This window comes from Streptomyces netropsis, from assembly GCF_014203545.1.
Classification (GTDB): domain Bacteria; phylum Actinomycetota; class Actinomycetes; order Streptomycetales; family Streptomycetaceae; genus Streptomyces; species Streptomyces netropsis.
In genome coordinates, this window is the sequence record NZ_JACHJG010000018.1 from 43,116 (window position 1) to 67,217 (window position 24,102).

Annotated in this window: 26 protein-coding genes, 1 pseudogene and 1 riboswitch; of the genes and pseudogenes, 2 read left to right on the forward strand and 25 right to left on the reverse strand. The window is 70.4% G+C overall.

Annotation, left to right across the window (positions count from 1 at the left end):
• Positions 1–28: 28 nt before the first annotated feature.
• From FHS38_RS31360 to rpsB, 7 genes are all read right to left on the reverse strand, one after another.
• Positions 29–1,111, reverse strand: a complete 1,083-nt coding sequence (locus FHS38_RS31360; RefSeq protein WP_184739397.1) for a thiamine ABC transporter substrate-binding protein — start codon at positions 1,109–1,111, stop codon at positions 29–31.
• Positions 1,107–1,212, reverse strand: a riboswitch (TPP riboswitch). (Overlaps the previous gene by 5 nt.)
• Positions 1,213–1,249: 37 nt before the next feature.
• Positions 1,250–2,356 (reverse strand): dual-specificity RNA methyltransferase RlmN, encoded by a 1,107-nt coding sequence (gene rlmN / locus FHS38_RS31365; RefSeq protein WP_184739399.1) that lies wholly within the window; start codon positions 2,354–2,356, stop codon positions 1,250–1,252.
• A 98-nt stretch (positions 2,357–2,454) separates the two neighbouring features.
• Positions 2,455–3,537, reverse strand: a complete 1,083-nt coding sequence (locus FHS38_RS31370) for a phosphatidate cytidylyltransferase (RefSeq protein ID WP_184739401.1) — start codon at positions 3,535–3,537, stop codon at positions 2,455–2,457.
• On the reverse strand, positions 3,537–4,094 hold the full coding sequence (gene frr, locus FHS38_RS31375) for a ribosome recycling factor (protein WP_130880153.1): 558 nt from the start codon (positions 4,092–4,094) through the stop codon (positions 3,537–3,539). Before frr ends, FHS38_RS31370 begins: the two co-directional genes overlap by 1 nt.
• Positions 4,095–4,263: 169 nt before the next feature.
• The gene (pyrH, locus tag FHS38_RS31380; protein WP_184739402.1) at positions 4,264–5,043 is read right to left on the reverse strand and encodes a UMP kinase; all 780 of its coding nucleotides are present in this window, start codon (positions 5,041–5,043) and stop codon (positions 4,264–4,266) included.
• 162 nt (positions 5,044–5,205) lie between these two features.
• Positions 5,206–6,042, reverse strand: a complete 837-nt coding sequence (gene tsf / locus FHS38_RS31385; protein ID WP_184739404.1) for a translation elongation factor Ts — start codon at positions 6,040–6,042, stop codon at positions 5,206–5,208.
• Between the two features lie 95 nt (positions 6,043–6,137).
• The gene (gene rpsB, locus FHS38_RS31390) at positions 6,138–7,007 is read right to left on the reverse strand and encodes a 30S ribosomal protein S2 (protein WP_184739406.1); all 870 of its coding nucleotides are present in this window, start codon (positions 7,005–7,007) and stop codon (positions 6,138–6,140) included.
• 314 nt (positions 7,008–7,321) lie between these two features.
• Between rpsB and FHS38_RS31395 the strand changes: the two are divergent.
• Positions 7,322–7,888, forward strand: a pseudogene (locus FHS38_RS31395) (peptidoglycan DD-metalloendopeptidase family protein); the annotation flags it as partial.
• Positions 7,889–8,131: 243 nt separating this feature from the next.
• Here the strand turns inward: FHS38_RS31395 and FHS38_RS31400 are convergent.
• The 18 genes from FHS38_RS31400 to proS all read right to left on the reverse strand — a co-directional run bounded on the left by FHS38_RS31400 (position 8,132) and on the right by proS (position 22,796).
• Positions 8,132–8,671, reverse strand: a complete 540-nt coding sequence (locus FHS38_RS31400; RefSeq protein ID WP_184739516.1) for a TetR/AcrR family transcriptional regulator — start codon at positions 8,669–8,671, stop codon at positions 8,132–8,134.
• 92 nt (positions 8,672–8,763) lie between these two features.
• Positions 8,764–9,600: an RNA polymerase sigma factor WhiG gene (whiG, locus tag FHS38_RS31405; protein ID WP_184739408.1), complete on the reverse strand. Its 837-nt coding sequence runs from the start codon at positions 9,598–9,600 to the stop codon at positions 8,764–8,766.
• A 240-nt stretch (positions 9,601–9,840) separates the two neighbouring features.
• On the reverse strand, positions 9,841–11,121 hold the full coding sequence (gene dprA, locus FHS38_RS31410) for a DNA-processing protein DprA (RefSeq protein ID WP_184739410.1): 1,281 nt from the start codon (positions 11,119–11,121) through the stop codon (positions 9,841–9,843).
• Positions 11,118–12,734: a YifB family Mg chelatase-like AAA ATPase gene (locus tag FHS38_RS31415; RefSeq protein WP_184739412.1), complete on the reverse strand. Its 1,617-nt coding sequence runs from the start codon at positions 12,732–12,734 to the stop codon at positions 11,118–11,120. The genes dprA and FHS38_RS31415 overlap by 4 nt, the downstream gene beginning before the upstream one ends.
• A complete protein-coding gene (locus tag FHS38_RS31420) occupies positions 12,734–13,093 on the reverse strand; it encodes a YraN family protein (RefSeq protein ID WP_184739413.1) in 360 nt (119 codons plus the stop codon). Before FHS38_RS31420 ends, FHS38_RS31415 begins: the two co-directional genes overlap by 1 nt.
• A gap of 82 nt (positions 13,094–13,175) precedes the next feature.
• A complete protein-coding gene (locus FHS38_RS31425) occupies positions 13,176–13,484 on the reverse strand; it encodes a DUF2469 domain-containing protein (RefSeq protein ID WP_009714730.1) in 309 nt (102 codons plus the stop codon).
• A gap of 39 nt (positions 13,485–13,523) precedes the next feature.
• Positions 13,524–14,012, reverse strand: coding sequence for an NUDIX hydrolase (locus FHS38_RS31430; protein WP_184739415.1), 489 nt, complete (start codon positions 14,010–14,012; stop codon positions 13,524–13,526).
• On the reverse strand, positions 14,005–14,748 hold the full coding sequence (gene lepB, locus FHS38_RS31435; RefSeq protein ID WP_184739417.1) for a signal peptidase I: 744 nt from the start codon (positions 14,746–14,748) through the stop codon (positions 14,005–14,007). Before lepB (FHS38_RS31435) ends, FHS38_RS31430 begins: the two co-directional genes overlap by 8 nt.
• An 82-nt stretch (positions 14,749–14,830) precedes the next feature.
• Positions 14,831–15,850, reverse strand: coding sequence for a signal peptidase I (gene lepB / locus FHS38_RS31440; protein WP_184739518.1), 1,020 nt, complete (start codon positions 15,848–15,850; stop codon positions 14,831–14,833).
• Positions 15,792–16,769 carry a signal peptidase I gene (lepB, locus tag FHS38_RS31445; RefSeq protein ID WP_184739419.1) on the reverse strand — a complete coding sequence of 326 codons (978 nt, stop codon included), beginning with the start codon at positions 16,767–16,769 and terminating at the stop codon, positions 15,792–15,794. Before lepB (FHS38_RS31445) ends, lepB (FHS38_RS31440) begins: the two co-directional genes overlap by 59 nt.
• A complete protein-coding gene (lepB, locus tag FHS38_RS31450) occupies positions 16,762–17,625 on the reverse strand; it encodes a signal peptidase I (protein ID WP_184739421.1) in 864 nt (287 codons plus the stop codon). Before lepB (FHS38_RS31450) ends, lepB (FHS38_RS31445) begins: the two co-directional genes overlap by 8 nt.
• A 45-nt stretch (positions 17,626–17,670) precedes the next feature.
• On the reverse strand, positions 17,671–18,018 hold the full coding sequence (gene rplS, locus FHS38_RS31455) for a 50S ribosomal protein L19 (protein ID WP_184739423.1): 348 nt from the start codon (positions 18,016–18,018) through the stop codon (positions 17,671–17,673).
• Between the two features lie 132 nt (positions 18,019–18,150).
• On the reverse strand, positions 18,151–18,990 hold the full coding sequence (gene trmD, locus FHS38_RS31460) for a tRNA (guanosine(37)-N1)-methyltransferase TrmD (protein WP_184739520.1): 840 nt from the start codon (positions 18,988–18,990) through the stop codon (positions 18,151–18,153).
• Positions 18,990–19,589 carry a ribosome maturation factor RimM gene (rimM, locus tag FHS38_RS31465; protein ID WP_184739425.1) on the reverse strand — a complete coding sequence of 200 codons (600 nt, stop codon included), beginning with the start codon at positions 19,587–19,589 and terminating at the stop codon, positions 18,990–18,992. The genes trmD and rimM overlap by 1 nt, the downstream gene beginning before the upstream one ends.
• A gap of 124 nt (positions 19,590–19,713) precedes the next feature.
• The gene (locus FHS38_RS31470; RefSeq protein ID WP_020868149.1) at positions 19,714–19,953 is read right to left on the reverse strand and encodes an RNA-binding protein; all 240 of its coding nucleotides are present in this window, start codon (positions 19,951–19,953) and stop codon (positions 19,714–19,716) included.
• 2 nt (positions 19,954–19,955) lie between these two features.
• On the reverse strand, positions 19,956–20,396 hold the full coding sequence (gene rpsP, locus FHS38_RS31475) for a 30S ribosomal protein S16 (RefSeq protein ID WP_184739427.1): 441 nt from the start codon (positions 20,394–20,396) through the stop codon (positions 19,956–19,958).
• 154 nt (positions 20,397–20,550) lie between these two features.
• A complete protein-coding gene (locus tag FHS38_RS31480; protein WP_130880135.1) occupies positions 20,551–21,141 on the reverse strand; it encodes a hypothetical protein in 591 nt (196 codons plus the stop codon).
• 242 nt (positions 21,142–21,383) lie between these two features.
• Positions 21,384–22,796 carry a proline--tRNA ligase gene (gene proS, locus FHS38_RS31485; RefSeq protein WP_184739429.1) on the reverse strand — a complete coding sequence of 471 codons (1,413 nt, stop codon included), beginning with the start codon at positions 22,794–22,796 and terminating at the stop codon, positions 21,384–21,386.
• A 376-nt stretch (positions 22,797–23,172) separates the two neighbouring features.
• Between proS and FHS38_RS31490 the strand changes: the two genes are divergently transcribed.
• The gene (locus FHS38_RS31490) at positions 23,173–24,000 is read left to right on the forward strand and encodes an MDR/zinc-dependent alcohol dehydrogenase-like family protein (protein WP_184739431.1); all 828 of its coding nucleotides are present in this window, start codon (positions 23,173–23,175) and stop codon (positions 23,998–24,000) included.
• The last annotated feature ends 102 nt before the right edge of the window (positions 24,001–24,102 follow it).

A 24,102-nucleotide genomic window follows, 5' to 3' on the forward strand; every position in this document is an offset into this window, starting at 1 on the left:
GAGAGCCTCTTCGGTCGCTTCGGGACGTCTACTTCAGGACGAGCGAGGACCATGCCTTGACCCACTGGTCGCGGTTCTTGGCGATCTTCTCCGGGGCGAGGGTCGCGGGGTCGGTGATCTTGGCACCGAACTTGGTGAATTCCTCGGGCAGCGCGGCGTCCTGGTTCGCCGGGTTGACGAACATCTGGAGCGGCATGTCCTCCTGGAACTTCTTGCCCAGCAGGAAGTCGATCAGGGCCTGGCCGCCCTTGGTGTTCTTCGCGCCCTTCAGCAGCCCGGCGAACTCGATCTGCCGGAAGCAGGTGCCCGTCGCGACGCCGGTCGGCCCCTCCTTGGGCAGCGGCTTCACACCGAGCACCTCGGCGGGCGGGCTGGAGGCGTAGGAGACGACGAGCGGCTTGTCGCCCTTGGCCTTCTTGCCCGCGGCGGAACCGGAGAAGCGGTCGTTGTACGCCTGCTCCCAGCCGTCCACGACCTCGAGGCCGTTGGCCTTGAGCTTCTTCCAGTAGTCCTGCCAGCCGGCGTCGCCGTACTTGGCGATGGTGCCCAGCTGGAAGGCGAGACCGGGGGACGAGGTCGCCGCGTTCTCGGTGACCAGGAGGTTCTTGTACTCCGGCTTGATCAGGTCGTCGAAGGACGTCGGCGGGCTGAGCTTGTGGTCGGCGAAGTACGCGCGGTCGTAGTTCACGCAGATGTCGCCGGAGTCGATGGGCGTGACCCGGTGCTCGGCGGCGTCGGCCTGGAGCTCCTTGGGGACCCGGTCCAGGCCCTTGGCCTCGTACGGGGTGAACAGACCGTTGTCGAGCGCCCGTGACAGGAGGGTGTTGTCGACGCCGAAGAAGACGTCGCCCTGCGGGTGGCTCTTGGAGAGGATGGCCTGGTTGACGGCCGTCCCGGCGTCCCCGCTCTTGAGCACCTTGACCTTGTACCCGGTCGCCTGCGTGAACTCCTTGAGCACCGCCTCCGACGCGGCGAAGGAATCGTGCGAGACGAGCGTGACGGTCTTCGAGCCGGAGCCGGAGTCGTCCGAACCGCCGCAGGCGGCCAGCACGGGGACGCCGAGCGCGGCGATGACGGCCGCGCCGACGGCGCGCCGGAGGGTGGTGTTCATGAGTGGGTTGACTCCCTACGCCGGTATGACCCGGATCAGGTCCGAGGGTCTGCGGCCTGTGCCGCACTCTCAGCGCTCTGCGCGCTCCCCTGTCGGATGTTCATTTGTGCGAGTTTTCGCCTGGGCGAGTGGACAGTATCAGCGCTCGGCGGCGGCGAGCTGACCGCACGCTCCGTCGATCTCCTGACCCCGCGTGTCACGCACGGTGACGGGCACGCCGTGCGAGGCGATCGCCTGGACGAACGCCCGCTCGTCCTCCGGCCGGGACGCGGTCCACTTCGACCCCGGGGTGGGGTTGAGCGGGATGAGGTTGACGTGCACGCGCTTGCCCTTGAGGAGGCGGCCGAGCAGGTCACCACGCCACGCCTGGTCGTTGATGTCCCGGATCAGGGCGTACTCGATGGAGATCCGACGGCCGGACTTCTCCGCGTACTCCCAGGCTGCGTCGAGGACCTCGCGGACCTTCCAGCGGGTGTTGACGGGCACGAGGGTGTCGCGCAGCTCGTCGTCCGGCGCGTGCAGGGAGACCGCGAGACGGCACTTGAAGCCCTCGTCGGCGAAGCGCAGCATCGCGGGCACCAGGCCGACGGTGGAGACGGTGATGCCGCGCTGCGAGAGCCCGAGGCCGTCCGGCTCGGGGTCGGTGAGACGGCGGATCGCACCGACGACGCGCTTGTAGTTGGCGAGCGGCTCACCCATGCCCATGAAGACGATGTTGGACAGCCGCGCCGGGCCGCCGGGCACCTCGCCGTCGCGCAGCGCGCGCATGCCGTCGACGATCTGGTGCACGATCTCGGCGGTCGACAGATTGCGGTCCAGCCCGGCCTGGCCGGTGGCGCAGAACGGGCAGTTCATGCCGCAGCCGGCCTGGGAGCTGATGCACATGGTGACCCGGTCGGGGTAACGCATGAGCACGGACTCGACCAGCGTGCCGTCGTGCAGCCGCCACAGGGTCTTACGGGTGGTGTCGCTGTCGCACGAGATGTGCCTGACGACGCTCATCAGCTCGGGCAGCAGCTCGGCCGCGAGCTTCTCGCGGGCCGCCGCCGGGATGTCCGTCCATGCCGCCGGGTCGTGCGCGTACCGGGCGAAGTAGTGCTGGGACAGCTGCTTCGCGCGGAACGGCTTCTCGCCGATCGCGGCGACGGCCTCGCGGCGCTCGGCGGGGGTGAGGTCGGCAAGGTGCCGCGGGGGCTTCTTGGCCCCGCGCGGCGCGACGAAAGTGAGTTCTCCAGGTGCAGGCATGGTCCTACCAGTGTCGCAGACATACGGAGAGGGGCCCGCCGCCCTGTGGACAACGAACCCCTCACCGAAGAAACCGCAGGTCGGACCCCTGTCGCGGCTCAGGTGCTGCCGACGAAGACGACCAGCAGCAGCCACACCACCGGGGCGGTCGGCAGCAGCGAGTCCAGCCGGTCCATGATCCCGCCGTGGCCCGGCAGCAGGGCACCCATGTCCTTGATGCCCAGGTCCCGCTTGATCATCGACTCGCCGAGATCGCCCAGCGTGGCACTGACCGCGACCGCGAGGCCCAGCAGCAGGCCCTGCCACCACACTCCGCCGTCGATGAGGAAGTGCGTGCACAGCGCGCCCGCCACCATGGCGAACGCCACCGCGCCGAGCAGCCCCTCCCGGGTCTTGCCGGGGCTGATGCGCGGCGCGAGCTTGTTCTTGCCGAACCGCCAGCCCACCGCGTAGGCGCCGGTGTCGCTGACCACCGTGAGCACCAGGAAGGTCAGCACCCGCCAGGCGCCGTCGTCCGCGGCCAGCATCAGCGCCACGAACGTGGCGAGGAACGGCACGTAGAAGGCCGCGAAGATGCCCGCCGTGACATCGCGGAGATAGTCCTCGGGCGGCTCCGTCATGCGCCACACGAGCACCGCGAGCGCGGTGAAGGCCATGGCCACCCATGCGCCCTCGGCGCCGTTCACGAAGCCGGCGACGACCATGGCGGCGCCACCGACCGCGAGCGGCACCAGGGGTGCCCGGATGGCCTTCTTCTCGGCCAGCCTGGAGGTCAGCTCCCACAGCCCGACGACCACGGCCACCACGATCACGCCGAGGAAGACGGGCTTGTAGATGAACAGGGAGGCGAGGATGACGGCACCGAGGCCGACACCCACCCCTATCGCTGCCCGCAGATCGCGCCCGGCGCTCTTCTTCGCCGCGTTCGCCGTCTGGGGGGCAGCAGGCTCCTGCGGCCGGATGTCGGGCTCCTGTTCATCGCGGAACAGGGGGCCGCCGAAGTCAGCGGCCCCCTGATCACGGTCGTCCTGGTCTCCGCCTGCGTCGGGCACGATGGGCATGGGGCGAGTCTGCGCCGCGTAGGCCGCCTCGTGCACAGGACCCGCCGTACCGGCGGGTCCCTGGTCGGTGGACCCCCAATAGCCGGCGCGCGGCGGGGCCCCCCAGGATGCGTCGTTCATCAGACCTCGAGGAGCTCGGATTCCTTGTGCTTGAGCAGCTCGTCCACCTGTGCGACGTACTTCTGGGTGGTGTCGTCGAGCTCCTTCTCCGCGCGGCGCACCTCGTCCTCGCCGGACTCCTTGTCCTTGACGAGCTTGTCGAGGAGTTCCTTGGCCTTGCGGCGGATGGAGCGGATCGAGATCTTGGAGTCCTCGGCCTTGGTCTTGGCGACCTTGACGAACTCCTTGCGGCGCTCCTGGGTCAGCTCCGGGAAGGTCACCCGGATGATGTTGCCGTCGTTGCTGGGGTTGACGCCCAGGTCGGAGTCGCGGATGGCCTGCTCGATGTTGCGCAGCGCGCTCTTGTCGAACGGGGTCACCACGGCCATGCGCGGCTCGGGAACCGAGAACGACGCCAGCTGGTTGATGGGCGTCAGCGCACCGTAGTAGTCCGCCACGATCTTGTTGAACATCGCCGGGTGCGCACGCCCGGTGCGGATCGCCGCGAAGTCCTCCTTGGCGACCACGACGGCCTTCTCCATCTTCTCCTCGGCCTCGAGGAGGATCTCTTCGATCACCACTTGCTCCTGGTGTTATCAGTAAGCAGAGCCTCGCCCCTGCGCGCGTCTTCTCCTGCACGGTGTCCGACCGGCAGGCAGTTGTCCATCCCCGTGCCGAGGTCTTCCCGCGGCCCGGAATTGCCGCCCGTGCCGGCACCTGGCCGATACGGGCGGTTGTGCGAGCCCGTCAGGCCCGCGTGCTCTGGTCGCTCACCAGCGTGCCGATCTTCTCACCCTTGACCGCACGCCCGATGTTGCCCTCGGCGAGCAGTTCGAAGACGAGGATCGGCAGCTTGTTGTCCATGCACAGGGTGATGGCGGTGGCGTCGGCGACCTTGAGGCCGCGGGAGAGGACCTCGCCGTATTCGAGGGCGTCGAACTTCACCGCGTCGGGGTTCTTCTTCGGGTCGGAGTCGTAGACCCCGTCGACGCCGTTCTTGCCCATCAGGATCGCCTCGGCGTGGATCTCCAGGGCGCGCTGGGCGGCAGTGGTGTCGGTGGAGAAGTAGGGCATGCCCATGCCGGCGCCGAAGATCACGACGCGGCCCTTCTCCAGGTGGCGCACGGCGCGCAGCGGGATGAACGGCTCGGCGACCTGGCCCATGGTGATGCCGGTCTGTACCCGCGTCTCGATGCCTTCCTTGACCAGGAAGTCCTGGAGGGCGAGGCAGTTCATGACCGTGCCGAGCATGCCCATGTAGTCCGAGCGGGCCCGGTCCATGCCGCGCTGCTGCAGCTCGGCGCCGCGGAAGAAGTTGCCGCCGCCGATGACGACGGCGATCTCGTAGCCCTCGCGGACGACCGCCGCGATCTCCCGGGCGATGGCGTGCACGACATCGGGGTCGACGCCGAGCCCTCCGCCGCCGGCGAAGGCCTCGCCGGACAGTTTCAGCATGAACCGACGGCGCTTGCCGTGGTTGGTGCTCTCGTCGTCGGCGGCCTGTGGGGCGTCCGCACCCTGATTCATTGGAGATCTCCTCGTGCACATACGAAGAAGGCCATTGCCGGATGGGTCCTTATCAGATCCCTGTACGGCAATGGCCTCCTCGTCACATCAGCGGCCGGCCGGTGGACGGTCGGCTGCGTACGACCCTAGCGGGTCGCAGGTCATTCGCGTCCTGCTGACGGCTCAGGCGCCGACGCGGATGCGCGAGAAGCGCTTCAGCGTGACACCGGCCTCGTCCAGGATCTTCTGGACGGTCTTCTTGTTGTCCTTGGCGAACGGCTGGTCCAGCAGCACGCTCTCCTTGAAGAAGCCGGTGACGCGACCCTCGACGATCTTCGGCAGGGCGGCCTCGGGCTTGCCCTCCTCGCGAGCGGTGGCCTCGGCGACGCGACGCTCGTTGTCGACGACGTCGGCCGGGATCTCGTCGCGGGAGAGGAACTTCGGCGCGAACGCGGCGATGTGCTGCGCGACGTCCTTGGCGACCTCGGCGTTCTCCTTGTCGAGCTCGACGAGGACACCGACCTGCGGCGGCAGGTCCGCGGCCGTGCGGTGCATGTACGCGAAGACGAAGCCGTCGGCGAACTGCGCGAAGCGGTCGACGACGATCTTCTCACCGAGGGTGGCGTTGGCCTCGTCCACGAACGCCTGGACGGTCTTGCCGGACTCGATCTCGGACGCCATGAGCGCCTCGATGTCGGCCGGGGCCGTCTTGGCGACGTGGGCGGCGAGCGCGTCGGCGACGGTGACGAACTTGTCACCCTTGGCGACGAAGTCGGTCTCGCACTTCAGCTCGACGATGACACCCGAGGTGTTGTCGTCGGCGATGACGGAGACGACGGCACCGTTGGAGGTGGTGCGGCTCTCGCGCTTGGCCACGCCCTTCAGGCCCTTGACGCGAACGATCTCGACGGCCTTCTCGACGTTGCCCTCGGCCTCGTCCAGCGCCTTCTTGCAGTCCATCATGCCGGCGCCGGTGAGCTCACGGAGCTTCTTGACGTCAGCGGCGGTGAAGTTCGCCATTTTCGTGAATCTCTTCTCGAAAGTCGTTGTGACTACGGTGCACGACGGGGGCGGCGCGTCTCGCGCCGACCCCGTCATCTACCGCGACTGAGTGGTCAGGCCTGCTCGGCGTCCGCGGCCGGGGCCTCGGGGGCCTCGGCGGGCGCCTCAACGGCGGCCTCGGCCGGCTTCTCGGCCTCGTCGGACTTCTTGTCGCCCTCGAGCAGGTCGCGCTCCCACTCGGCCAGCGGCTCGCCGGCGGCCTTGTCGGCCTTGGCGTCACCGGTGGCGGCACCGGAACGGGCGATGAGGCCCTCGGCGACGGCGTCGGCGATCACGCGGGTGAGCAGCGTGACGGAGCGGATCGCGTCGTCGTTGCCCGGGATCTTGTAGTCGACCTCGTCGGGGTCGCAGTTGGTGTCGAGGATCGCGACGACCGGGATGCGGAGCTTGCGCGCCTCACCGACGGCGATGTGCTCCTTCTTGGTGTCCACGATCCAGACGGCGCTGGGCACCTTCTGCATCTCGCGGATACCGCCGAGGGTCTTCTCGAGCTTGGTCTTCTCGCGGGAGAGGACGAGCAGCTCCTTCTTGGTGAGGCCGGACGCGGCCACATCCTCGAAGTCGATGAGCTCGAGCTCCTTCAGGCGCTGCAGGCGCTTGTAGACGGTCGAGAAGTTGGTGAGCATGCCGCCCAGCCAGCGCTGGTTGACGTACGGCATCCCGACGCGGGTCGCCTGCTCGGCGATGGCCTCCTGGGCCTGCTTCTTCGTGCCGACGAACATGATGGAGCCGCCGTGCGCGACGGTCTCCTTGACGAACTCGTAGGCGCGGTCGATGTACGACAGCGACTGGAGCAGGTCGATGATGTAGATGCCGTTGCGCTCCGTGAAGATGAAACGCTTCATCTTCGGGTTCCAACGACGGGTCTGGTGACCGAAGTGGACGCCGCTCTCCAGCAGCTCCCGCATCGTGACGACGGCCATGGCCGCGCTCCTTGTATTGCTCGGTTCCACGGCGGCCGGGCGGCCGCCGCTCCTGACGCCCCGGCGTGCCTGCCGTGGAGGGCGCTCTTGCGAGAAGCCGTTCCGCGGACCGAGAGACACGGCCACCGTGCTGCCCGAAAGGGACTGACGCGCCAGTGGCGGGGCGTGCGAAGTCGATCCGGTGACCCGGATCGCCATGAGAAGTGTACGGGACCGGTGAAGGCCCGGGTGACGGCGCTGTCCACAACCCGCGAGTAGTCCACAGATCCGGGTCAAGATCCCCACCGGACGGCGCAGTGCGGGACGGTGACGGCATGCGACGACTCGGCTCGGCCGTGCGAGCCCTCGCCCTCCGGGCGCTGCCGGCCATCATCCTGTGCGCCACGGCTTCGGCCGCGGATCCGGCGGCCTGTCCGGCGGCCCGTCCGGCGGCCCGTCCGGCGGCCCGTGCGGCGGCCCGTGCGGCTGTGGATCCGGTGGCGTACGCGGCCGGCGACCCGGCCACCGGCCCGGGGCGGGCGGCCGACGACCGGGCCTGGCCGGTCAGCGGCGCGCGCGGTGCGCGGCCCCTGGTCCTGCGGGGCTGGGACCCGCCGCCGGAGCCGTGGAAGGCGGGCCACCGCGGGGTGGACCTCGCGGCTGCCGCCGGGCAGCCGGTCCGGGCCGCCGCGCCGGGCACGATCACCTTCGCCGGCCCGGTCGCGGGGCGCCCGGTGCTGGTGGTTGAGCTGTCGGGCACCGGAGATCCGCCCCTGCGCACGACGTACGAGCCAGTACGGGCGACGGCCCGCGAGGGCGACCGGGTGGCGGCGGGAGAGGTGATCGGTGTCCTGGCGGGCGGGCCGTTCTCCCGCCACTGCCTGAACGGCGTGGGAGGTGCCCCCGGCCCGGCAGGCTGTCTGCACTGGGGACTGCGGCGCGGTGAGACCTACCTCGACCCGCTGAGCCTGCTGCCGCCGGACATGCTCCGCCGCGCCCCGTCCCGCCTGCTCCCGATGACCGGCGCCTTCCCGCCACCTCCCCTGGGGATTGGCAGCGTCGCACTGACACCGGTGGCCTCCGGGGCGACGGCCACCGAAGAGGGCGGAGAGGGCACAGGAGGCGGAGGGGGCGAAGGGGAGAGGTCAGCCTCGGACGCCGCGCAGGGCCATGGAGACCGCTGCCTCGGTGATCCGGTGCGGCTCCTCGGCCGCGCCCAGCTCGATCCGGCGGACCGCGGCGTCCACCACGCCCTGGAGGAGCATGGCGGCCAGTCGCGGCTGCTCGTGGCCGAGGCCCATGAGGGCCTCGACGACCATGGCGATCAGCCCGCCGTGCGCGGCGCGGATCTTCTCGCGGGCCCCTGCGTCCAGCTCGCCCGCCGAGATCGCGACCACGGCCCGATGACGGCGGTCGCCGACGAGCGCGAGCTGCTGTCGCACATACGCTTCGATCTTCGCCTCGGGCGTGTCCGCCCGGTCCATCGCGGCCTCGACCTCCGCCGCCCAGACGGGGAAGTCGACAGCGCACAGCTCCTCGACCACCGCCGCCCGCGAGCGGAAGTACTCATAGACCGAGGACCGCGCGAGTCCGGTGCGCTCGGCGAGGGCGGGGAAGGTCAGCGCCTCCGTACCGCCTTCGGACAGCAGGGAGCGGGCGGCGTCCAGCAGGGCGCCGCGCTGCATTGTCCGGTGCTCGGCCACGGAGGCCGCTCGAATCCTGGGCACGCGTCCACTCTACGGACCCGCCCCGTCGAGGACGACGCTGGAGGGACGATTCAGCGTCCGACATCCGCCAGCTTGGCCCGCAGCTGGAGCACCGACTTGGTGTGGATCTGACTGACCCGGCTCTCGGTGACACCGAGCACCTGACCGATCTCGGCCAGCGTGAGGCCCTCGTAGTAGTACAGGGTGACGACGGTCTTCTCGCGCTCCGGGAGGGTGTTGATGGCACGGGCCAGCAGTCGGCGCAGCTCGTGGTCCTCGGCCACCTCGACCGGGTCGTCGGCCGCGGTGTCCTCCAGCGTGTCCATCAGGCTGAGCCGCTCGCCGCCTTCCTCGCCGGCGTGCAGCAGATCTTCCAGCGCCACCACGTTGGCCAGGGACAACTGGCTGAAAACGCTATGCAGTTCCTCCAGGGCGATGCCCATCTCCGCGGCGACCTCCGCCTCGGAGGGCGTCCGGCGCAGCTCGGCCTCCAGCGTGGCGTAGGCACGCTCGACGGCACGCGCCTTCTGCCGGACCGAGCGCGGGATCCAGTCCAGTGCGCGCAGTTCGTCGATCATCGCCCCCCGGATCCGGGTGATGGCATAGGTCTCGAACTTGATGGCCCGCGCGGGATCGAACTTCTCGATGGCGTCGATCAGTCCGAAGATCCCGGAGGAGACGAAGTCGGCCTGCTCGACATTGGGCGGCAGCCCGACGCTGACCCGGCCCGCCACGTATTTCACCAGCGGCGAGTAGTGCAGGATCAACTGCTCCCGCAGCCGTTCGTCGCCCGAGGCCTTGTACGACCGCCACAGCTCGTCGAGCGTCGAGGGCGCGGGAGGGCGCGCGGCGCCGCGAGCTGCGGGCGGCGCAGCCGCGCGGTCGGACCCGGAGGTGTGCTGGGGCATTCGTCGTCTTGAGCCGTTCTGGTGTGACGTGGATCGAGGGGTACGAATGGCGGGATTCCCGTGAGCGTAGCGTGACTGAGGCGTCGCGGTGAGCGAAGGGAACTCCTTCGGTGATGCGCGGATATGTTCCGCCGCCGGCGCCCCGGCATGGCGGCCGCATGGTTGTACGGCGGCCGTACAGAGCTCGCCGCATCGGCTGCCTCGGTCATCTCCTTAACCCTTTCACCCGATCGCCCCAGGTCAAGTACCGCCTCGCCGCACGGTCGGGCGTCGTCCGGGGGGCTTGGGGGTGCCGGATGTTGACGGCGGCCCGGCCAACTGCCAGAGGTCACCACGACGTTCGACGAAGCCCAGGGCCTGGAGTTCGTAGAGTCCGGCGAGCGTCCGGTCCCGGCCCAGGGCCGCCTCCCGGGCGATGTCGTCCAGGTGTCCGCCGCCCCGTCCGGGCACGGCCTCCAGCACTCCGGCTGCCGTGGGCTCCAGCAGATCCCGGGCCACGATCGGCCCGCGCCGCTCGGGTGCCAGCTCGCCGATGTCGCCGACCAGCTCGGCGACCTCGGCGGCGTCGGTCACCAGGCTCGCTTCCTCGCGCAGCAGTTCGTGCACACCGGCCGACAGTCCGGAAGTGACCGGCCCGGGAACGCCCATGGTGTGCCGGCCCAGCTGCCGTGCCCGGCGTGCCGTGACGAGGGATCCGCTGCGGTATTCGGCCTCCACGACCAGCGTCCCGCGCGTCAACGCGGCGATGACACGGTTGCGCAGGACGAACCGGCTGCGCGTGGGATGACCACCGGGCGGCAACTCGGCCAGGACGAGCCCCTGTTCCGCGATCCGGTCGATCAACTCGGTGTGTCCTCGCGGATAGGGCACGTCCACCCCCGAGGCCAGCACGGCCACCGTCGCCCCGCCCGCGGCGAGCGCCCCGCGGTGCGCCGCCCCGTCGACCCCGTAGGCGGCGCCGGAGACCACCACCCAGCCGCGCTCGGCCAGCCCGGCCCCGAAAGTGGCCGCCACGTGCGATCCGTAGTCGGTGCAGGCCCGGGCGCCGACCACGGCGACGGAGCGCAGCGCCCACAGTCGAACGTTCGCACGGCCGCGCACCCACAGACCGAGGGGGCGGGCATCACCGAGGTCGTCGAGCTGCCGGGGCCATTCCCGGTCGCCGGGGCACAGGAAGCGGCCGCCCAGCCGGGCCACGGCATCGAGGTCGCCCGCCGGGTCGAGGAGAGTGGCGCGAGCCCGGCACCCCGCCAATCGCTCCTCGCGCGCTCCCTTCGGGGGCGGGCCCGCCCCCGTCAGCCCCCGGACCAGGGCGGCGGGCCCCAGCTCCCGCACCCACCGCCCCACGGTCTCGTCCCCCGGCTCGGTCAGCCGCGTCAATGCGGCCCTGGCGAGCCGTTCGCCGTCCGGGACGGCGACCGGAGCGGGCCCCGAGGTGGGACCCGAGGTGGGCCCCGAGGTGGGCCCCGGGGCGGGATCCGCGGTGGAATCCGGCGGGAAGCCCGGGGTGAAGCGCGTCATGCCGGGGCTCCGGCCAGGGCGGGGCTGCGCCGAAAGCCCGTACGCAGTTCGAGTGCGTGGTTCACGTCCGTCACGTCGGGGCGGTCGTGTCCCGCGAGGTCCGCGAGCGTCCAGGCCACCCGCAGCACCCGGTCGAGGCCACGTGCCGTCAGCAGCCCTCGCTCCATGTCGCGTTCGGCCTCGGCCAGGGCTTCCGGGGCAGCGCGCCAGCGGGTCCGCAGTTCGTGTCCGGGCACTTCGCTGTTGGTGTGCCAGGGCGTGTCCGCGTACCGGAAGAGGGCCCGGTCCCGGGCGGCGCGGACACGCGCGGCGACGTCCGCGGTGGTCTCCGCCCCGTGCCCCGCCCCCAGGCCGACGAGCTCGGACCGGGCCACCGGCTCGACCGTCACCCGCAGGTCGACGCGGTCCATGAGCGGCCCGGACAGACGCGCCCGGTACCGCCTGACCGTCTGAGGGGCACAGTCGCAGCCCTCGCCGGTCAGTCCGTGCCGCCCGCACGGGCAGGGGTTGGCGGCCAGGGCGAGAAGGAAGCGGGCAGGCAGTCTCATCACCCCCGCGGAACGGGCCACGATCACGTGCCCCGACTCCAGTGGCTGCCGAAGGGCGTCGAGCACCCGCCCCGAGAACTCGGGGGCCTCGTCCAGGAACAACACGCCCTTGTGCGCCAATGACACCGCCCCGGGCCGGGGCATCCCCGAACCACCGCCGACGAGCGAGGCCATGGACGCGGAGTGGTGGGGTGCGCAGTACGGTGCCCGCTCGACGAGCGGTTGCCCGGCGGGCAGCACCCCGGCCACCGAGTGCACCGCGGTCACCTCCAGGGATTCCTGTGGCGTGAGCGGCGGCAGCAGACCGGGCAGCCGCTCCGCGAGCATGGTCTTGCCGGCGCCCGGCGGGCCCTGGAAGTAGAGGTGGTGGCGCCCGGCCGCGGCGACCTCCAGCGCCCGGCGCGCCCTGCTCTGGCCGGCGACCTCGGCGAGGTCCGGCCGGCGCTCGCCGAGGAGGGCGCCCGCCCCGATCCCCACCCCCGGCAGCGACAGCCCCGCCAGCATCGGGTCGGGGCGGCCTTCACGCGGCCGGTCCTCCTCCTCGGGCACCGGCTCGTCCGTCAGCACGGCGATCAGCTGACGGAGGCTGCGGACGCCGAGCACCGAGACGCCGGGCACCAAGGAGGCCTCGGCCGTCGTGCGTTCGGGGACGACGACCTGGCGGTAGCCGGCCTCGGCGGCGGCGAGCACCGCGGGGAGGATGCCGCGCACCGGGCGGACCCGGCCGTCGAGGCCCAGTTCACCGATCATCATCAGGTCGGCGATCTCGCGCGGGTCGATGCGCTCGGCGGCCCCCAGCACCGCGCAGGCCACCGCCAGGTCGAAGCCGCTGCCGCCCTTGGGGACCGAGGCCGGGCTCAGACCCACCGTCAGCTTCTTCTGCGGCCACTCCGCCCCGGAGTTCACGACCGCGGCGCGGACCCGGTCCCGGCTTTCCACGAGGCTCTTGTCGGGGAGGCCGACGAGGGTGAAGGCCGCGACGCCCGGCTCCAGGTCGGCCTGGACCTCGACCACGACCCCTTCGACCCCGACGAGGGCCACCGAGCACGTACGGGCGAAACCCATCAGGCCACCCCCTTGACGTGCTCGACGACGGGCGCGCCCCGGTCGGGGACGACCACCCCCACCAGATCGATCCGCACCCCGCCCGGCGGCGGTCCGCCGTGCCGCTCCAGCCAGCATTCGGCGAGCCGCCGCAGTCGCTCGGCCTTGCCGGCCCGAACCGACGCCATCGGGTGTTCGTAGGGGCCCGCGCGGCGCGCCTTGACCTCACAGACCACCAGGGCGTCACCGTCGGACGCCACGATGTCGATCTCGCCTTCCCGGCACCGCCAATTGCGGTCCAGGATCCTCATCCCCGCCTCGGCCAGCCGACGCACGGCCAGATCCTCGCCGTAGCGACCGAGTGCTCCTCGGGCGTTCACGGGCACCACCTCCGGCACCGACTGTGCCGCGCCCGCCGCCAACTATTGGATCTTGGTGGACAACCCGTCGGTTGTGGACAACTCAGCCACCCGGAAGGTCGAGATCGCTCTTGTTCAGCTCCTCGATGTTCACGTCCTTGAACGTGAGGACCCGCACCTGTTTCACGAACCGGGCAGGGCGGTACATGTCCCACACCCAGGCGTCGGCCATCGAGACCTCGAAGAAGACCTCACCCTGTACGGAGTGGACCTGCATCTCGTAGTCGTTCGTGAGATAGAAACGGCGCTCGGTCTCGATCACGTATTTGAACAGACCGACGACATCGCGGTACTCCCGGTAGAGCTTCAGCTCCATCTCGGTCTCGTACTTTTCGAGGTCCTCGGCGCTCATGGCATGTTCCCCTTCAGCCGTGCGTCCCCCCATTGTGCGTCAGGCGCGCTCAGTCTCCAGGAGCACCGGCGTACTCGGGGGTCCCTCGTCGAGCAGCGTACGCAGCAGCTCGCCGAGCCTGGTCGGATACACCGTCTCACGGGCCGCGAGGAGTTCCTCGCAGGTCCACCACCGCAGGCCCGTGACACTGCGGCGCTCCAGTTCGGTCCCGCCTCCGGTCCACTCCCCCGCCTGCTCGGTGCGGGCCAGGAAGTAGTGCTCCTCCTGGTCCCAGCGCCGCCCGTCGAAGGGGAAGGAGCAGAACCGGCGCCAGAGCACCGGGCCCAGCTCGATCTCTGTGATCCCGGTCTCCTCGGCCAGCTCGCGCCGCGCCGCCTGCTCCCAGGTCTCGTCGCCCTCCAGCCCACCGCCCGGGGTGAACCACCAGGTGCTCGTGGGGTCGGCCGGCTCGAAGCCGTTCATCAGCAGGACGCGGTCCCGCGCATCGAGCAGGATCACGCGCGCCGCCCTGCGTGCGCCGTCAGCCATGCGATACCGCCATCGCCCTTCCGTTCCTGGTCAGCCGGCGTGCGAGGGGCCCGTACGCCGCACCGCCCAGGATAAGCGCGGCCCCGACGACGACCGAGGTCACCACCAGCGGCAGCGGTCCGGGCCGTGAGGTGCCGCCCGGCAGCGCGGCGAAGGCGGCGGGCCGGTCGATCATGCCCCAGCCGGCCATGGGCCAGGCGGTGGCGTCCACGCGCGCCTTGACGGCCGTGCGCGGCACGGATCCCCGGCCGGCGTCGTTCAGGTGGGTGCGGGAGTCCAGGGAGTCGGCGCGGTGGTCGCCGAGGAGGAAGAGCTGTCCGTCGGGCACGGTGGCGGAGAAGCCGGTCGGCGAGGCCGGCCCCGTCCCCGGCACGTACGGCTCCACCAGCGGCTCGCCGTTGATCGTCATCCGGCCCTGCCGGTCGCAGCAGGCGACCTTGTCACCGCCGACCCCGACGACCCGCTTGACCATGGGCTGGTCGGCCCAGAGCCGGTCCTCGAAGACGACGACGTCCCCGCGTCGCACGTCGTCGCCGTGGATCCGCTGGGCGAGGACCCGGTCGCCGATCCCGATGGTGGGCGACATGGAGTTGGTGGGCACGGTGTAGGGGCGGTAGAGGACGGCTCCCCATACGAATCCGCCGAGGAAGAGCAACAGACCGACGGCCACGGCCAGCCCGGACAGTGTCCTGCCCGCGCGGCCGTGGCCGTCGGTCGTACGTGTCACCGCGCTCATCCCGTGCCCCCGTCCCGCGTAGAAGATCGGATTCCATGCCCGGGGGCACGGAATCGCACACTACCCGGCGGTACGGACGCGGTCAGCCCTTCAGCACGGTCTTCCTGGCGATCCGGCTCCGGCGCCAGAGCACCAGCGGCACCGCGCCCGCGAGCCCGAGGGCCGGCGGCGCGACGGCCGCGCCGATCCCCTTCTGGTCGAAGGTGTCCGGGACGGGCAGGGTGGACCAGCGGTTGATCGGCCAGGCGATGACGATCGCGCGCCCGACGACCTCGTCCTCCGAGACCGTGCCCTGGAACTTGTCCAGTTCCTGGTGGTAGCGCGAGTCCAGGGAGTTCTGGCGGTGGTCGCCCATCACCCAGATCCGGCCCTTGGGGACCTTGATCGGGCCGAACGGCTTGTCACCGCAGGGGGTGTTGCCCGGGAAGATGTACGGCTCCTTGAGGGCCTTGCCGTTGACCGTCACCGGGTCGTTGTTGCCCTTGCACTCGACGGTGTCCCCGCCGACCGCGATGACCCGCTTGATCAGGTCCTTCTCCTCGGCGGAGGGCATCAGGCCGATGAAGCTCAGGACCTTCTGGATGCCGCCCGCGACCGGACCGGGGTCCGCCGTCGTCGTCTCGTCGAGCCAGCCGCCCGGATCGTGGAAGACCACCACCTCGCCGCGCTCGGGTTTCGAACCGAACCACGGCGTCAGCTTGTCCACCAGCACCCGGTCACCGCGCTGCAGGGTGTCCTGCATGGAGTCGGAGGGGATGGAGAACGCCTGCACCAGGAACGTCTTGATGACCAGCGCGAGCAGCAGGGCGATGCCGATGAGGATCGGCAGTTCCTTCCAGAAGGATCGTTGCTTCTTGGCCGCCCGCTGTCCGTCCTGCGTCGCGTCGCTCTCGGGCGTCACATCGCCGGGGTCCGCGCCCGGCGATCCGCCTGTCGGTCCACCCACCGGTCCACCCGTCGTTTCCTGCGAGGTCTGGGGCGCCTGGGTTGGCTGGGACGCCTGGGACACGGCCACCTCCGGCGCCTCGCCCACGGGCGACTGCTCAGCTTCCCCGGGCCGCTTTTCCGGCTCTCCGTGACCGGAACGGGCGCCTACCGCCAAATCCCCCACATCCACTCCTCACTCCGCGCTGCCGCCTGTCGTACATACGACGCAGGCCCACCACTCCCATAACGAGCGGGAGTTCCGCAGGGGTCGGGAGCTGGATCATTCCTTGCCGATCCATGAGAGACACACTATTCGGCGAACCGCGCGCCGACGTCCTCGTCCCCGGCGCGTCCCCGACCGATGCGAAGGTGTTCGGTTCGGCCAGCCGCCGCCAGTGGCCGAACGGCCAGGCGATGACCGTGGCGCGCCCCACCACCATGTCCTCGGCGATCGTGCCGTTCCCGGGTTCGTCCAGGTGATAGCGCGAATCGGCCGAATCGGAGCGGTGATCGCCCATCACGAAGATCCGGCCGGGGGCCACCTTCACCTCGAATTTCAACTGCGAGGGAACGTCCCCCGGGTTGAGATACGGCTCGTTGAGCGGCGTTCCGTTGACCGTGACTCTGCCGTCCTTGTCACAGCACTTGACGGTATCGCCGCCGACCCCGACGACCCGCTTAATCAAATCCTGTTCATCGGCGGAGGGCAGCAGGCCGATAAACGTCAGAAACTGCTTTCCCTGTTTGATGACCACGGGGTCGGGCCCGGCCTTCGGTTCCCCGTCGAGCCAGCCGCCCGGGTCCTTGAAGACCACGACGTCGCCGCGCTCCGGTTTCGACCCGAACCACGGCGTCAGCTTGTCCACCAGCACCCGGTCGCCGATCCGGATGGTCTGTTCCATCGAGCCGGACGGGATCACGAACGCCTGCACCAGGAAGGTCTTCAGCACCAGCGCGATCAGCAGCGCCACCCCTATGAGGATCGGCACCTCCTTGACCGCCGACCGACGCCGCCGTCGCTTGACCCGCCGCGCCGCCTTCCGTCGCGCGGCCCGCCCGCCCGGCGCCTGCTCCGTACGCCCCCGGCTACCCATGCGGGCTCCCGCCGTGCCCCGGCCCCTGCCCCGGCTCCGGTACGCGCGCGAAGGCTTCGGGCCGTTTCACCGACGTCATCCGGCCGAGGGGCCAGCCGATCCAATCCGCCCGGCCGATGACCCGGTCCACCGGGACCGTGCCGCCACCGGGCTCGCCGAGGTGGTCACGGGAGTCACGGGAGTCACTGCGATGATCACCCATCACCCAGAGTTTGCCTTCCGGGACCACGATGTCGAACGGCACCTCGGAGGGTGTGTCGCCCGGGTGGAGGTAGTCCTCGATCACCGGCCGGCCGTTCACCTCGAGCCTGCCGCGCTGGTCGCAGCAGCGGACCCGGTCGCCGCCGACGCCCACGACCCGCTTGATGTAGTCCGTCTCCGCCGGCCGCATCAGCCCGACGGCCGAGGCCCCCTCGCGCACCAGCGCCGCCACCGGGTTCTCGGGCGGTCTGCCCTGGATGAAGGAGTCGGTGCCGTCGAAGACCACCACGTCACCGCGGCGCGGCTCGCCGCCGAAGCGGTAGGCGAGCTTGTTGACCAGCACCCGGTCGCCGACCTGGAAGGTGTTCTCCATCGATCTGGAGGGGATCAGGAAGGGCTGCACGAGATAGCTGCTGACCAGGAGCAGGAAGATCATGCAGGCGGTCAGCAGCAGCCCGGCCCGGCGCAGCGGTCCGCCGCCGGTCAGCCACTGCCCCACGGCGGCGAAGGAGAGGCGCTCGGAGCGCCCGGCCGCCCGCTCGGCGGGCTCGTCCGGGGAGTCCCCGGAAATACGCGCGGAGCGCGACCCCTGCTCCTCCCCCTCGGCGGGTTCTGGAGAGCGGTCGCGCTCCGAAAGCTGTGCGTCGGTGTCCATCGAGCCGAAAGCCTATCCGGCCCGGCCAGGACCCCCGACAGAAGCTCAGTTGTCGCGCTTCTCCTTGATCTTCGCGGCCTTGCCGCGGAGCTCACGGAGGTAGTACAGCTTGGCGCGACGCACGTCACCGCGGGTGACGAGCTCGATCTTCTCGAAGATCGGGGAGTTCACCGGGAAGGTGCGCTCGACGCCGACGGAGAAGGAGACCTTGCGGACCGTGAAGGTCTCGCGGACGCCCGCACCCTGGCGACGGATGACGACACCCTTGAACTGCTGCACACGGGAGCGGTTGCCTTCGATGACGCGAACGTGAACGTTCACGGTGTCACCCGGGCGGAAGTTCGGGACGTCCGTGCGCAGCGATGCGGCGTCGACGTTGTCGAGAAGGTTCATAACCGTCTGCTCTCCTCGCCGATGCCACAGGTCATCAGCGGAAATTAGTAATGATGATGGGGGTGTACCGAAACGTCGGGCGAACGTCGTTCCCCCTGTGGCAGGGGCGCGCGCCGGACGCAAGGCAACGGCTTATTCTTCCACGTCCGGGGCCAGTGGCCCAAATCGGCCGTCGGGCCCCGGCGCCCAGCCCAGGATCGAGAGGGTTTCGCGGTCCTTCTTGTCGAAGGCGGCCGGGTCGGCGCGGCGGATCAGATCGGGCCGGTTCAGCACCGTGCGGCGGAAGGCCTCGTCGCGGCGCCACCGGGCGATCTTGCCGTGGTGGCCGCTGAGCAGGACGTCCGGGATGCCGCGGCCGCGCCACTGGGGAGGCTTGGTGTAGACCGGGCCCTCCAGGAGGTCGGCCATGGCGCCGGGGGCGAAGGAGTCGTCCCGGTGCGATTCGGCGTTGCCCAGCACACCGGGCAGCAGCCGGGCGATGGCCTCGACCATGACCAGGACCGGGGCTTCGCCGCCCGCCAGCACGTAGTCGCCGATGGAGACCTCGCGCACGTCGAGGCGGTCGCCGTACTCCTCGATGACGCGGCGGTCGATGCCCTCGTAACGGGCGGGGGTGAAGACCAGCCACGGCTTCTCGGACAGCTCCACGGCGAGCTGCTGGGTGAAGGGCTTGCCGCTGGGCGTCGGAACGACCAGGACGGGGCGGGCCCCGCCGTCCCCGGAAGCGTCCTCGGAGCCGTCACCGGACTCGATGATCGAGTCGAGCGCCTCGCCCCAGGGGTCGGGCTTCATGACCATGCCGGGGCCGCCGCCGTACGGGGTGTCGTCGACGGTGTTGTGCCGGTCGTGCGTCCATTCCCGCAGGTCGTGGATGCGCACATCGAGCTGGCCGCGGGCCCGGGCCTTGCCGACGAGCGAGACGTTCAGCGGTTCCAGGTACTCGGGGAAGATCGTGACGACGTCGAGCCGCATCACGCGTCCCCCTTCTCGTCGTCGCCCGCCTCGCCGGACTCCGTGGCGTCGGCCGCCTCGGCGTCCCGGGCGCTCGCGACCACGGCCTGGTCGGCGTCGATCAGGCCCGGCGGCGGGTCGATGATCGCACGCTGCGCCTCCAGGTCGATCTCCGGCACGATCTCGGCGACGAAGGGGATCATCACCTCGCTGCCGTCGGGGCGCTCCACGATGAACAGGTCCTGCGACGGCAGGTGGGAGATCTCGGTGATCCGGCCGATCTCGACCCCGTCGACGGTGACGACGTCCAGGTCCATCAGCTGGTGGTCGTAGAACTCCTCGGGGTCCTCGGGGACGTCCTCGGGGTCGATCTCGGCGATCAGGAGCGTGTTGCGGAGCGCCTCGGCGCCCGTGCGGTCCTTGACGCCGGCGAACCGCAGCAGCAGCCGGCCGCTGTGCACCCGGCCGGTCTCGATGGTCAGCGGCCCCACCCCGGCGGGGTCCGTGGCCAGGACGGCGCCGGGGCCGAGCCGCAGCTCGGGCTCGTCCGTACGCACCTCAACCGTGACCTCGCCCTTGATCCCATGGGCGCGGCCGATCCTGCCGACTACCAGCTGCACTGTGAATCCTTCTCTGCTTCCGCGGACGGCTTCCGCACACGGACGCGGCTTTTGCGTACGAACGCGACAACGGGCCGGGAAGGGCCGTAACCCTTCCCGGCCCGTGCCGGTGCTCTATCGCTTCTCAGCGGACCTGATCCACGTCGACGAGGTCGACACGGATACCACGGCCGCCGATGGCGCCCACGACGGTGCGCAGTGCGCGTGCGGTGCGGCCGTTACGGCCGATCACCTTGCCGAGGTCATCGGGGTGCACCCGGACCTCGAGCACGCGACCACGGCGCAGGTTGCGCGAAGCGACCTGCACCTCGTCGGGGTTGTCGACGATGCCCTTTACGAGGTGCTCAAGGGCCTCCTCGAGCATCCTCAGGCCTCGGTCGACTCAGCGGACTCGGCCGCGGCGGCCTCGTCCTTCTTCTCCGACTTCTTGGCCTTCGGGGTGATGGCCTCACCCTTCGCGGCGCCAGCCTCGAGACCCTTGGTGAACTCGTCGAACGCGCGACGCTTGTCCTCCTTGGTCGCGGGGAGGAGCATCGGGGCCGGGGCCGGCAGGCCCTTGAACTTCTGCCAGTCGCCGGTGACCTTGAGGATGGCCATGACGGGCTCGGTCGGCTGCGCGCCGACGCTCAGCCAGTACTGGACGCGGTCCGTGTCGACCTCGATGCGCGAGGGGTTCTGCACCGGGTGGTACAGACCGATCTCCTCGATGGCCCGGCCGTCACGGCGGGTACGGGAGTCGGCGACGACGATGCGGTAGTGAGGCGAACGGATCTTGCCCAGACGCTTCAGCTTGATCTTGACTGCCACTGGAGTGGTGTCTCCTGGTCTTGACGTGGTTGGGCACATGAGATGCCACGTGGGGTTGCGGTACTCGGGTGCCCGATGGACGCGTCAGCCGGAGGAGAGAGGGGTCCTATGCGACTGTCGAGTACAGCGTCCCATTGTGCCACACCGCTCCAGGTCAGCCGACCGATACGGCCTCGGGGATACGGAACGGCTTGCCGCAGCCACCGCACATGATCGGCGCCTGGGCCAGCACGGAGGGCACGACCCGGACATTACGGCCGCAGTCACACACCGCCTTCACGCGCACCCCTCCGCCGGAGGAGCCGTGCCGCGCGGCGGGACCCCGGAACGTGCGCGAGGTGTCGGCGGCGGTCGCGACCGTGTGCGCCTTGAGGGCGCGCTGGAGTCTGTCGATGGTCGGGCGGTAGCGCTTGCGCGCCTCCGGATTGAGCACGACCAGGGAGAAGCCGCTACTGGGATGCGGCTCATCGCTGTGGTCGAGCCCCAGTTCCTCGGCGATCGCGAGGAACCGGCGGTTGTGGTAGCGGCCGGCGCGTGAGGTGTCACGGATACCGCGGGCGGCCGCGATGCCGTGAACTGCCTCGTGCAGCAGCCGTTCGAAGGAGAGCTCGGCGCCGCAGGCGGACGACGACTCCCCGATCAACGATTCGGGCGCGGCAAGATCTGGCAGCTCGGGGTGGTACCGCTGAATGTCGGCCCACGCCTGCGCCAGCTCTGCGGCGAGAACAGGTGGTGTCGTGCTCACGTCGTGACAACGAGCAAGGAAGGCCCGGTGTTCCGATACCGGGCCATCCCAAATAATTTGCACGTACCAGTCAGTTTCACGCTCATGCGTCCTGACGAGGGCGGGTGCGCAGATCTGTGGAGAAGCCGCGCACCCGTTCGCAAGAGTGGACGTACTGACTCACCGGTAAGGGTGAATCGGGCCGGCACACGCCGGGGGCGTGCCCCCTGGCGGCCCGGGCGCCCGTCGATGCCCGGGCGGGCTCAGTAGGCGCGACCGACGATGGCGACGGTGCCCGGGGCGTCGTCCGCGTCCGGCACCGAGCCGTCCTCGGCGACCAGGCAGCGCACGGACACGGCCTGCTCACCGAGCTTGGCCTCGCCCTCGGGACCCAGGTCCGCCCAGCGGATCCGCGCCCAGCCACCGGCGACGGCGGCCTCGGCGGCCTCCTCGATGGTGGTGACGTCGGCCGTACGGGCCTCACGGCGCTCGCGCGACTCGCGCAGCAGCTGCGCCTGGTCCTCCTCCAGCACCTTCGGCAGCAGGTCGACGAGGGAGTCGATCGCCACCGGCTCCTTGCCGCCGGGGATCCGGCGGGCCAGCATCGCGGTGCCGTTCTCCAGGTCGCGCGGGCCGATCTCGATGCGGACCGGTACGCCCTTGAGCTCCCAGTCCACGGCCCGGCGGCCGAAGGGGGTGTCGACGCGGTCGTCGACCTGGACGCGGATGCCCGCGGCCTTCAGCCGGTCGCCGAGCTCGCGGACCTTGGCCACGGCCTCGTCGCCCTTGATCGCCATGACGACGACCTGGACGTGCGCCAGCCGCGGCGGGACGCGCAGACCGTTGTCGTCACCGTGCGACATGATCAGGCCGCCGACCATGCGGGTCGAGACGCCCCACGAGGTCTGCCAGACCAGCTCCTGCTGGCCGCCCTTGGACAGGTACTGGGTGTTGAAGGCCTTGGCGAAGTTCTGGCCCAGCTCGTGGCTGGTGCCCAGCTGGAGGGCCTTGCCGTCGCCCATCATGCCCTCGAGGGTGAGGGTGTTGATGGCACCGGCGAACCGCTCCTTGGCGGTCTTGCGGCCCAGGACCACGTCGATGCCGAGGACGTTGACCATGAAGTCGGCGTAGACGTCGCGGTGGATCCGGGCGGCGTAGTCGCGGGCGTCCTCGTAGGTGGCGTGGGCGGTGTGGCCCTCCTGCCAGAGGAACTCGCTCGTCCGGAGGAAGACGCGCGGGCGCATCTCCCAACGGACCACGTTGGCCCACTGGTTGATCAGCAGGGGCAGGTCGCGGTAGCTCTGCACCCACTTGGAGAAGTACTCGTTGATGATCGTCTCGGAGGTCGGCCGGACGACGACCGGCTCCTCCAGCTCCTTGCCGCCGCCGTGCGTGACGACCGCCAGCTCGGGGGCGAAGCCCTCGACGTGCTCGGCTTCCTTCGTCAGGTAGGACTGCGGGATGAAGAGCGGGAAGTACGCGTTCTGGGCGCCCGCGTCCTTGATGCGCGCGTCCATCTCCTGCTGCATGCGCTCCCAGAGCCCGTACCCGTACGGGCGGATGACCATGGTGCCGCGCACCGGGCCGTTGTCGGCCAGCTCGGCCTTGTTGATCAAGTCCTGGTACCAGCGCGGGAAATCTTCCGCCTGGGGGGTGAGAATGGGAGCCTTTGCCATGGTGCGAATGGTACGGGGCGCTCAGGGTCGAGCGTGAATCCCCCGTCACGGCCCCCTTCACGGCCCCGTTCGGGACACCTTCCGGGAAACCTTCCGGCCGGTCCGCGGCCACCGGCCGTCCCCACCCGATTCGCCCGGTCGGCCCCTTCTCCCGCCGGGTTTCCGTCGGGCCCCTCCCCGAAATCCTCTCCGTGCGATGACACCCGGCACATGCCATCGTGGGCAGACGGGAACGTTCTGGCACCGACCCTCTGGACTCGGGGACGGAAGCGGAGTTCTCTGGCTATCGGGGGTGTTTCACAGCAGCGCGCACAGCAGCACACGGGGGCGGCAATCAGGACCAGATCACGTCTCTCGGCGGATTGGGGCGCTTTCGATGACACCAACGCTCGTACGGCGGCACCGGCCGTCCTCCACGTCGCCCGATCCCCGGGCCCGCGACTGGGCGGAAATCCAGGAACGGATGCTGGTGCCGCTCTACGAAGCGGTCTACGAACGACTGGAGGTCGGTCCCGGCACCCGGCTGCTCAGCCTCGGCTGCGGCTCCGGCCTGGCGCTGCTGATGGCGGCGGCCCGCGGGGCCGCCGTCTCCGGCGTCGACCAGGACGGGCGCAGGCTGGAGCTGGCCCGGGAACGGCTGATACCCAAGGACACCGGCGGCGACGGCACCCGGCTGGGCCACGGCGGTCCGGAGTGCGTCCTCGAACCCGGTGCTCCGGCCTTCAACCTCATCACGGCCTTCGATCCGCTGTACTGCGCGGGCGGCAGCGCCCGCGGCATGGCGGAGGCGCTGTCCCGGGCCGCCGCTTGCGCGGAGCACGGCGCTCCGGTCGTCCTGGCCGGCTGGGGACCGCAGGAGCGCTGCGCGGCCTCGGGGGCGCTTCGGGTCGCGGCCCGGCTCGCGGACCCTATGTGCGCGCCCGCTCGCTGGCGGCCGAGTGGCCGTGACGATCTGGAGGACCTGGCCCGCCGGGCCGGGCTCGTGCCGGACGGCTCGGGGCGGGTGTCGTGCCCGTACGGCTACGCCGACATGGGCAGCGCGGTGCGCGGTCTGCTGTCGACGGGCGCGTTCGACGCGGCGATGCGGGCGACGGACGAGGAGCAGGTGACCAAGGAATTGGTCGAGGCCCTGCACCCCTATCTGCGCCGGGACGGGACCGTCTGGATGCCGAATGTCTTCCGCTATCTCATCGCGCGCGTCTAGCCCGTGCCTTCCCCTCCGACCTGACAGCTCCGACCGGACAGCTCTGACCGGACAGCGAAATCGCCCGCCACGGACGACCGTGACGGGCGATTTCAGCGGCTG

Bases quoted from the DNA above. Each gene is read 5' to 3' on its own strand.
- FHS38_RS31360 (WP_184739397.1), bottom strand. From the start codon at position 1,111: ATGAACACCACCCTCCGGCGCGCCGTCGGCGCGGCCGTCATCGCCGCG.
- rlmN (WP_184739399.1), bottom strand. From the start codon at position 2,356: ATGCCTGCACCTGGAGAACTCACTTTCGTCGCGCCGCGCGGGGCCAAG.
- FHS38_RS31370 (WP_184739401.1), bottom strand. From the start codon at position 3,537: ATGAACGACGCATCCTGGGGGGCCCCGCCGCGCGCCGGCTATTGGGGG.
- pyrH (WP_184739402.1), bottom strand. From the start codon at position 5,043: ATGAATCAGGGTGCGGACGCCCCACAGGCCGCCGACGACGAGAGCACC.
- tsf (WP_184739404.1), bottom strand. From the start codon at position 6,042: ATGGCGAACTTCACCGCCGCTGACGTCAAGAAGCTCCGTGAGCTCACC.
- rpsB (WP_184739406.1), bottom strand. From the start codon at position 7,007: ATGGCCGTCGTCACGATGCGGGAGCTGCTGGAGAGCGGCGTCCACTTC.
- FHS38_RS31400 (WP_184739516.1), bottom strand. From the start codon at position 8,671: ATGCAGCGCGGCGCCCTGCTGGACGCCGCCCGCTCCCTGCTGTCCGAA.
- whiG (WP_184739408.1), bottom strand. From the start codon at position 9,600: ATGCCCCAGCACACCTCCGGGTCCGACCGCGCGGCTGCGCCGCCCGCA.
- dprA (WP_184739410.1), bottom strand. From the start codon at position 11,121: ATGACGCGCTTCACCCCGGGCTTCCCGCCGGATTCCACCGCGGATCCC.
- FHS38_RS31415 (WP_184739412.1), bottom strand. From the start codon at position 12,734: ATGGGTTTCGCCCGTACGTGCTCGGTGGCCCTCGTCGGGGTCGAAGGG.
- FHS38_RS31425 (WP_009714730.1), bottom strand. From the start codon at position 13,484: ATGAGCGCCGAGGACCTCGAAAAGTACGAGACCGAGATGGAGCTGAAG.
- FHS38_RS31430 (WP_184739415.1), bottom strand. From the start codon at position 14,012: ATGGCTGACGGCGCACGCAGGGCGGCGCGCGTGATCCTGCTCGATGCG.
- lepB (WP_184739417.1), bottom strand. From the start codon at position 14,748: ATGAGCGCGGTGACACGTACGACCGACGGCCACGGCCGCGCGGGCAGG.
- lepB (WP_184739419.1), bottom strand. From the start codon at position 16,769: ATGGGTAGCCGGGGGCGTACGGAGCAGGCGCCGGGCGGGCGGGCCGCG.
- lepB (WP_184739421.1), bottom strand. From the start codon at position 17,625: ATGGACACCGACGCACAGCTTTCGGAGCGCGACCGCTCTCCAGAACCC.
- rplS (WP_184739423.1), bottom strand. From the start codon at position 18,018: ATGAACCTTCTCGACAACGTCGACGCCGCATCGCTGCGCACGGACGTC.
- trmD (WP_184739520.1), bottom strand. From the start codon at position 18,990: ATGCGGCTCGACGTCGTCACGATCTTCCCCGAGTACCTGGAACCGCTG.
- FHS38_RS31470 (WP_020868149.1), bottom strand. From the start codon at position 19,953: ATGCTCGAGGAGGCCCTTGAGCACCTCGTAAAGGGCATCGTCGACAAC.
- proS (WP_184739429.1), bottom strand. From the start codon at position 22,796: ATGGCAAAGGCTCCCATTCTCACCCCCCAGGCGGAAGATTTCCCGCGC.
- FHS38_RS31490 (WP_184739431.1), top strand. From the start codon at position 23,173: ATGACACCAACGCTCGTACGGCGGCACCGGCCGTCCTCCACGTCGCCC.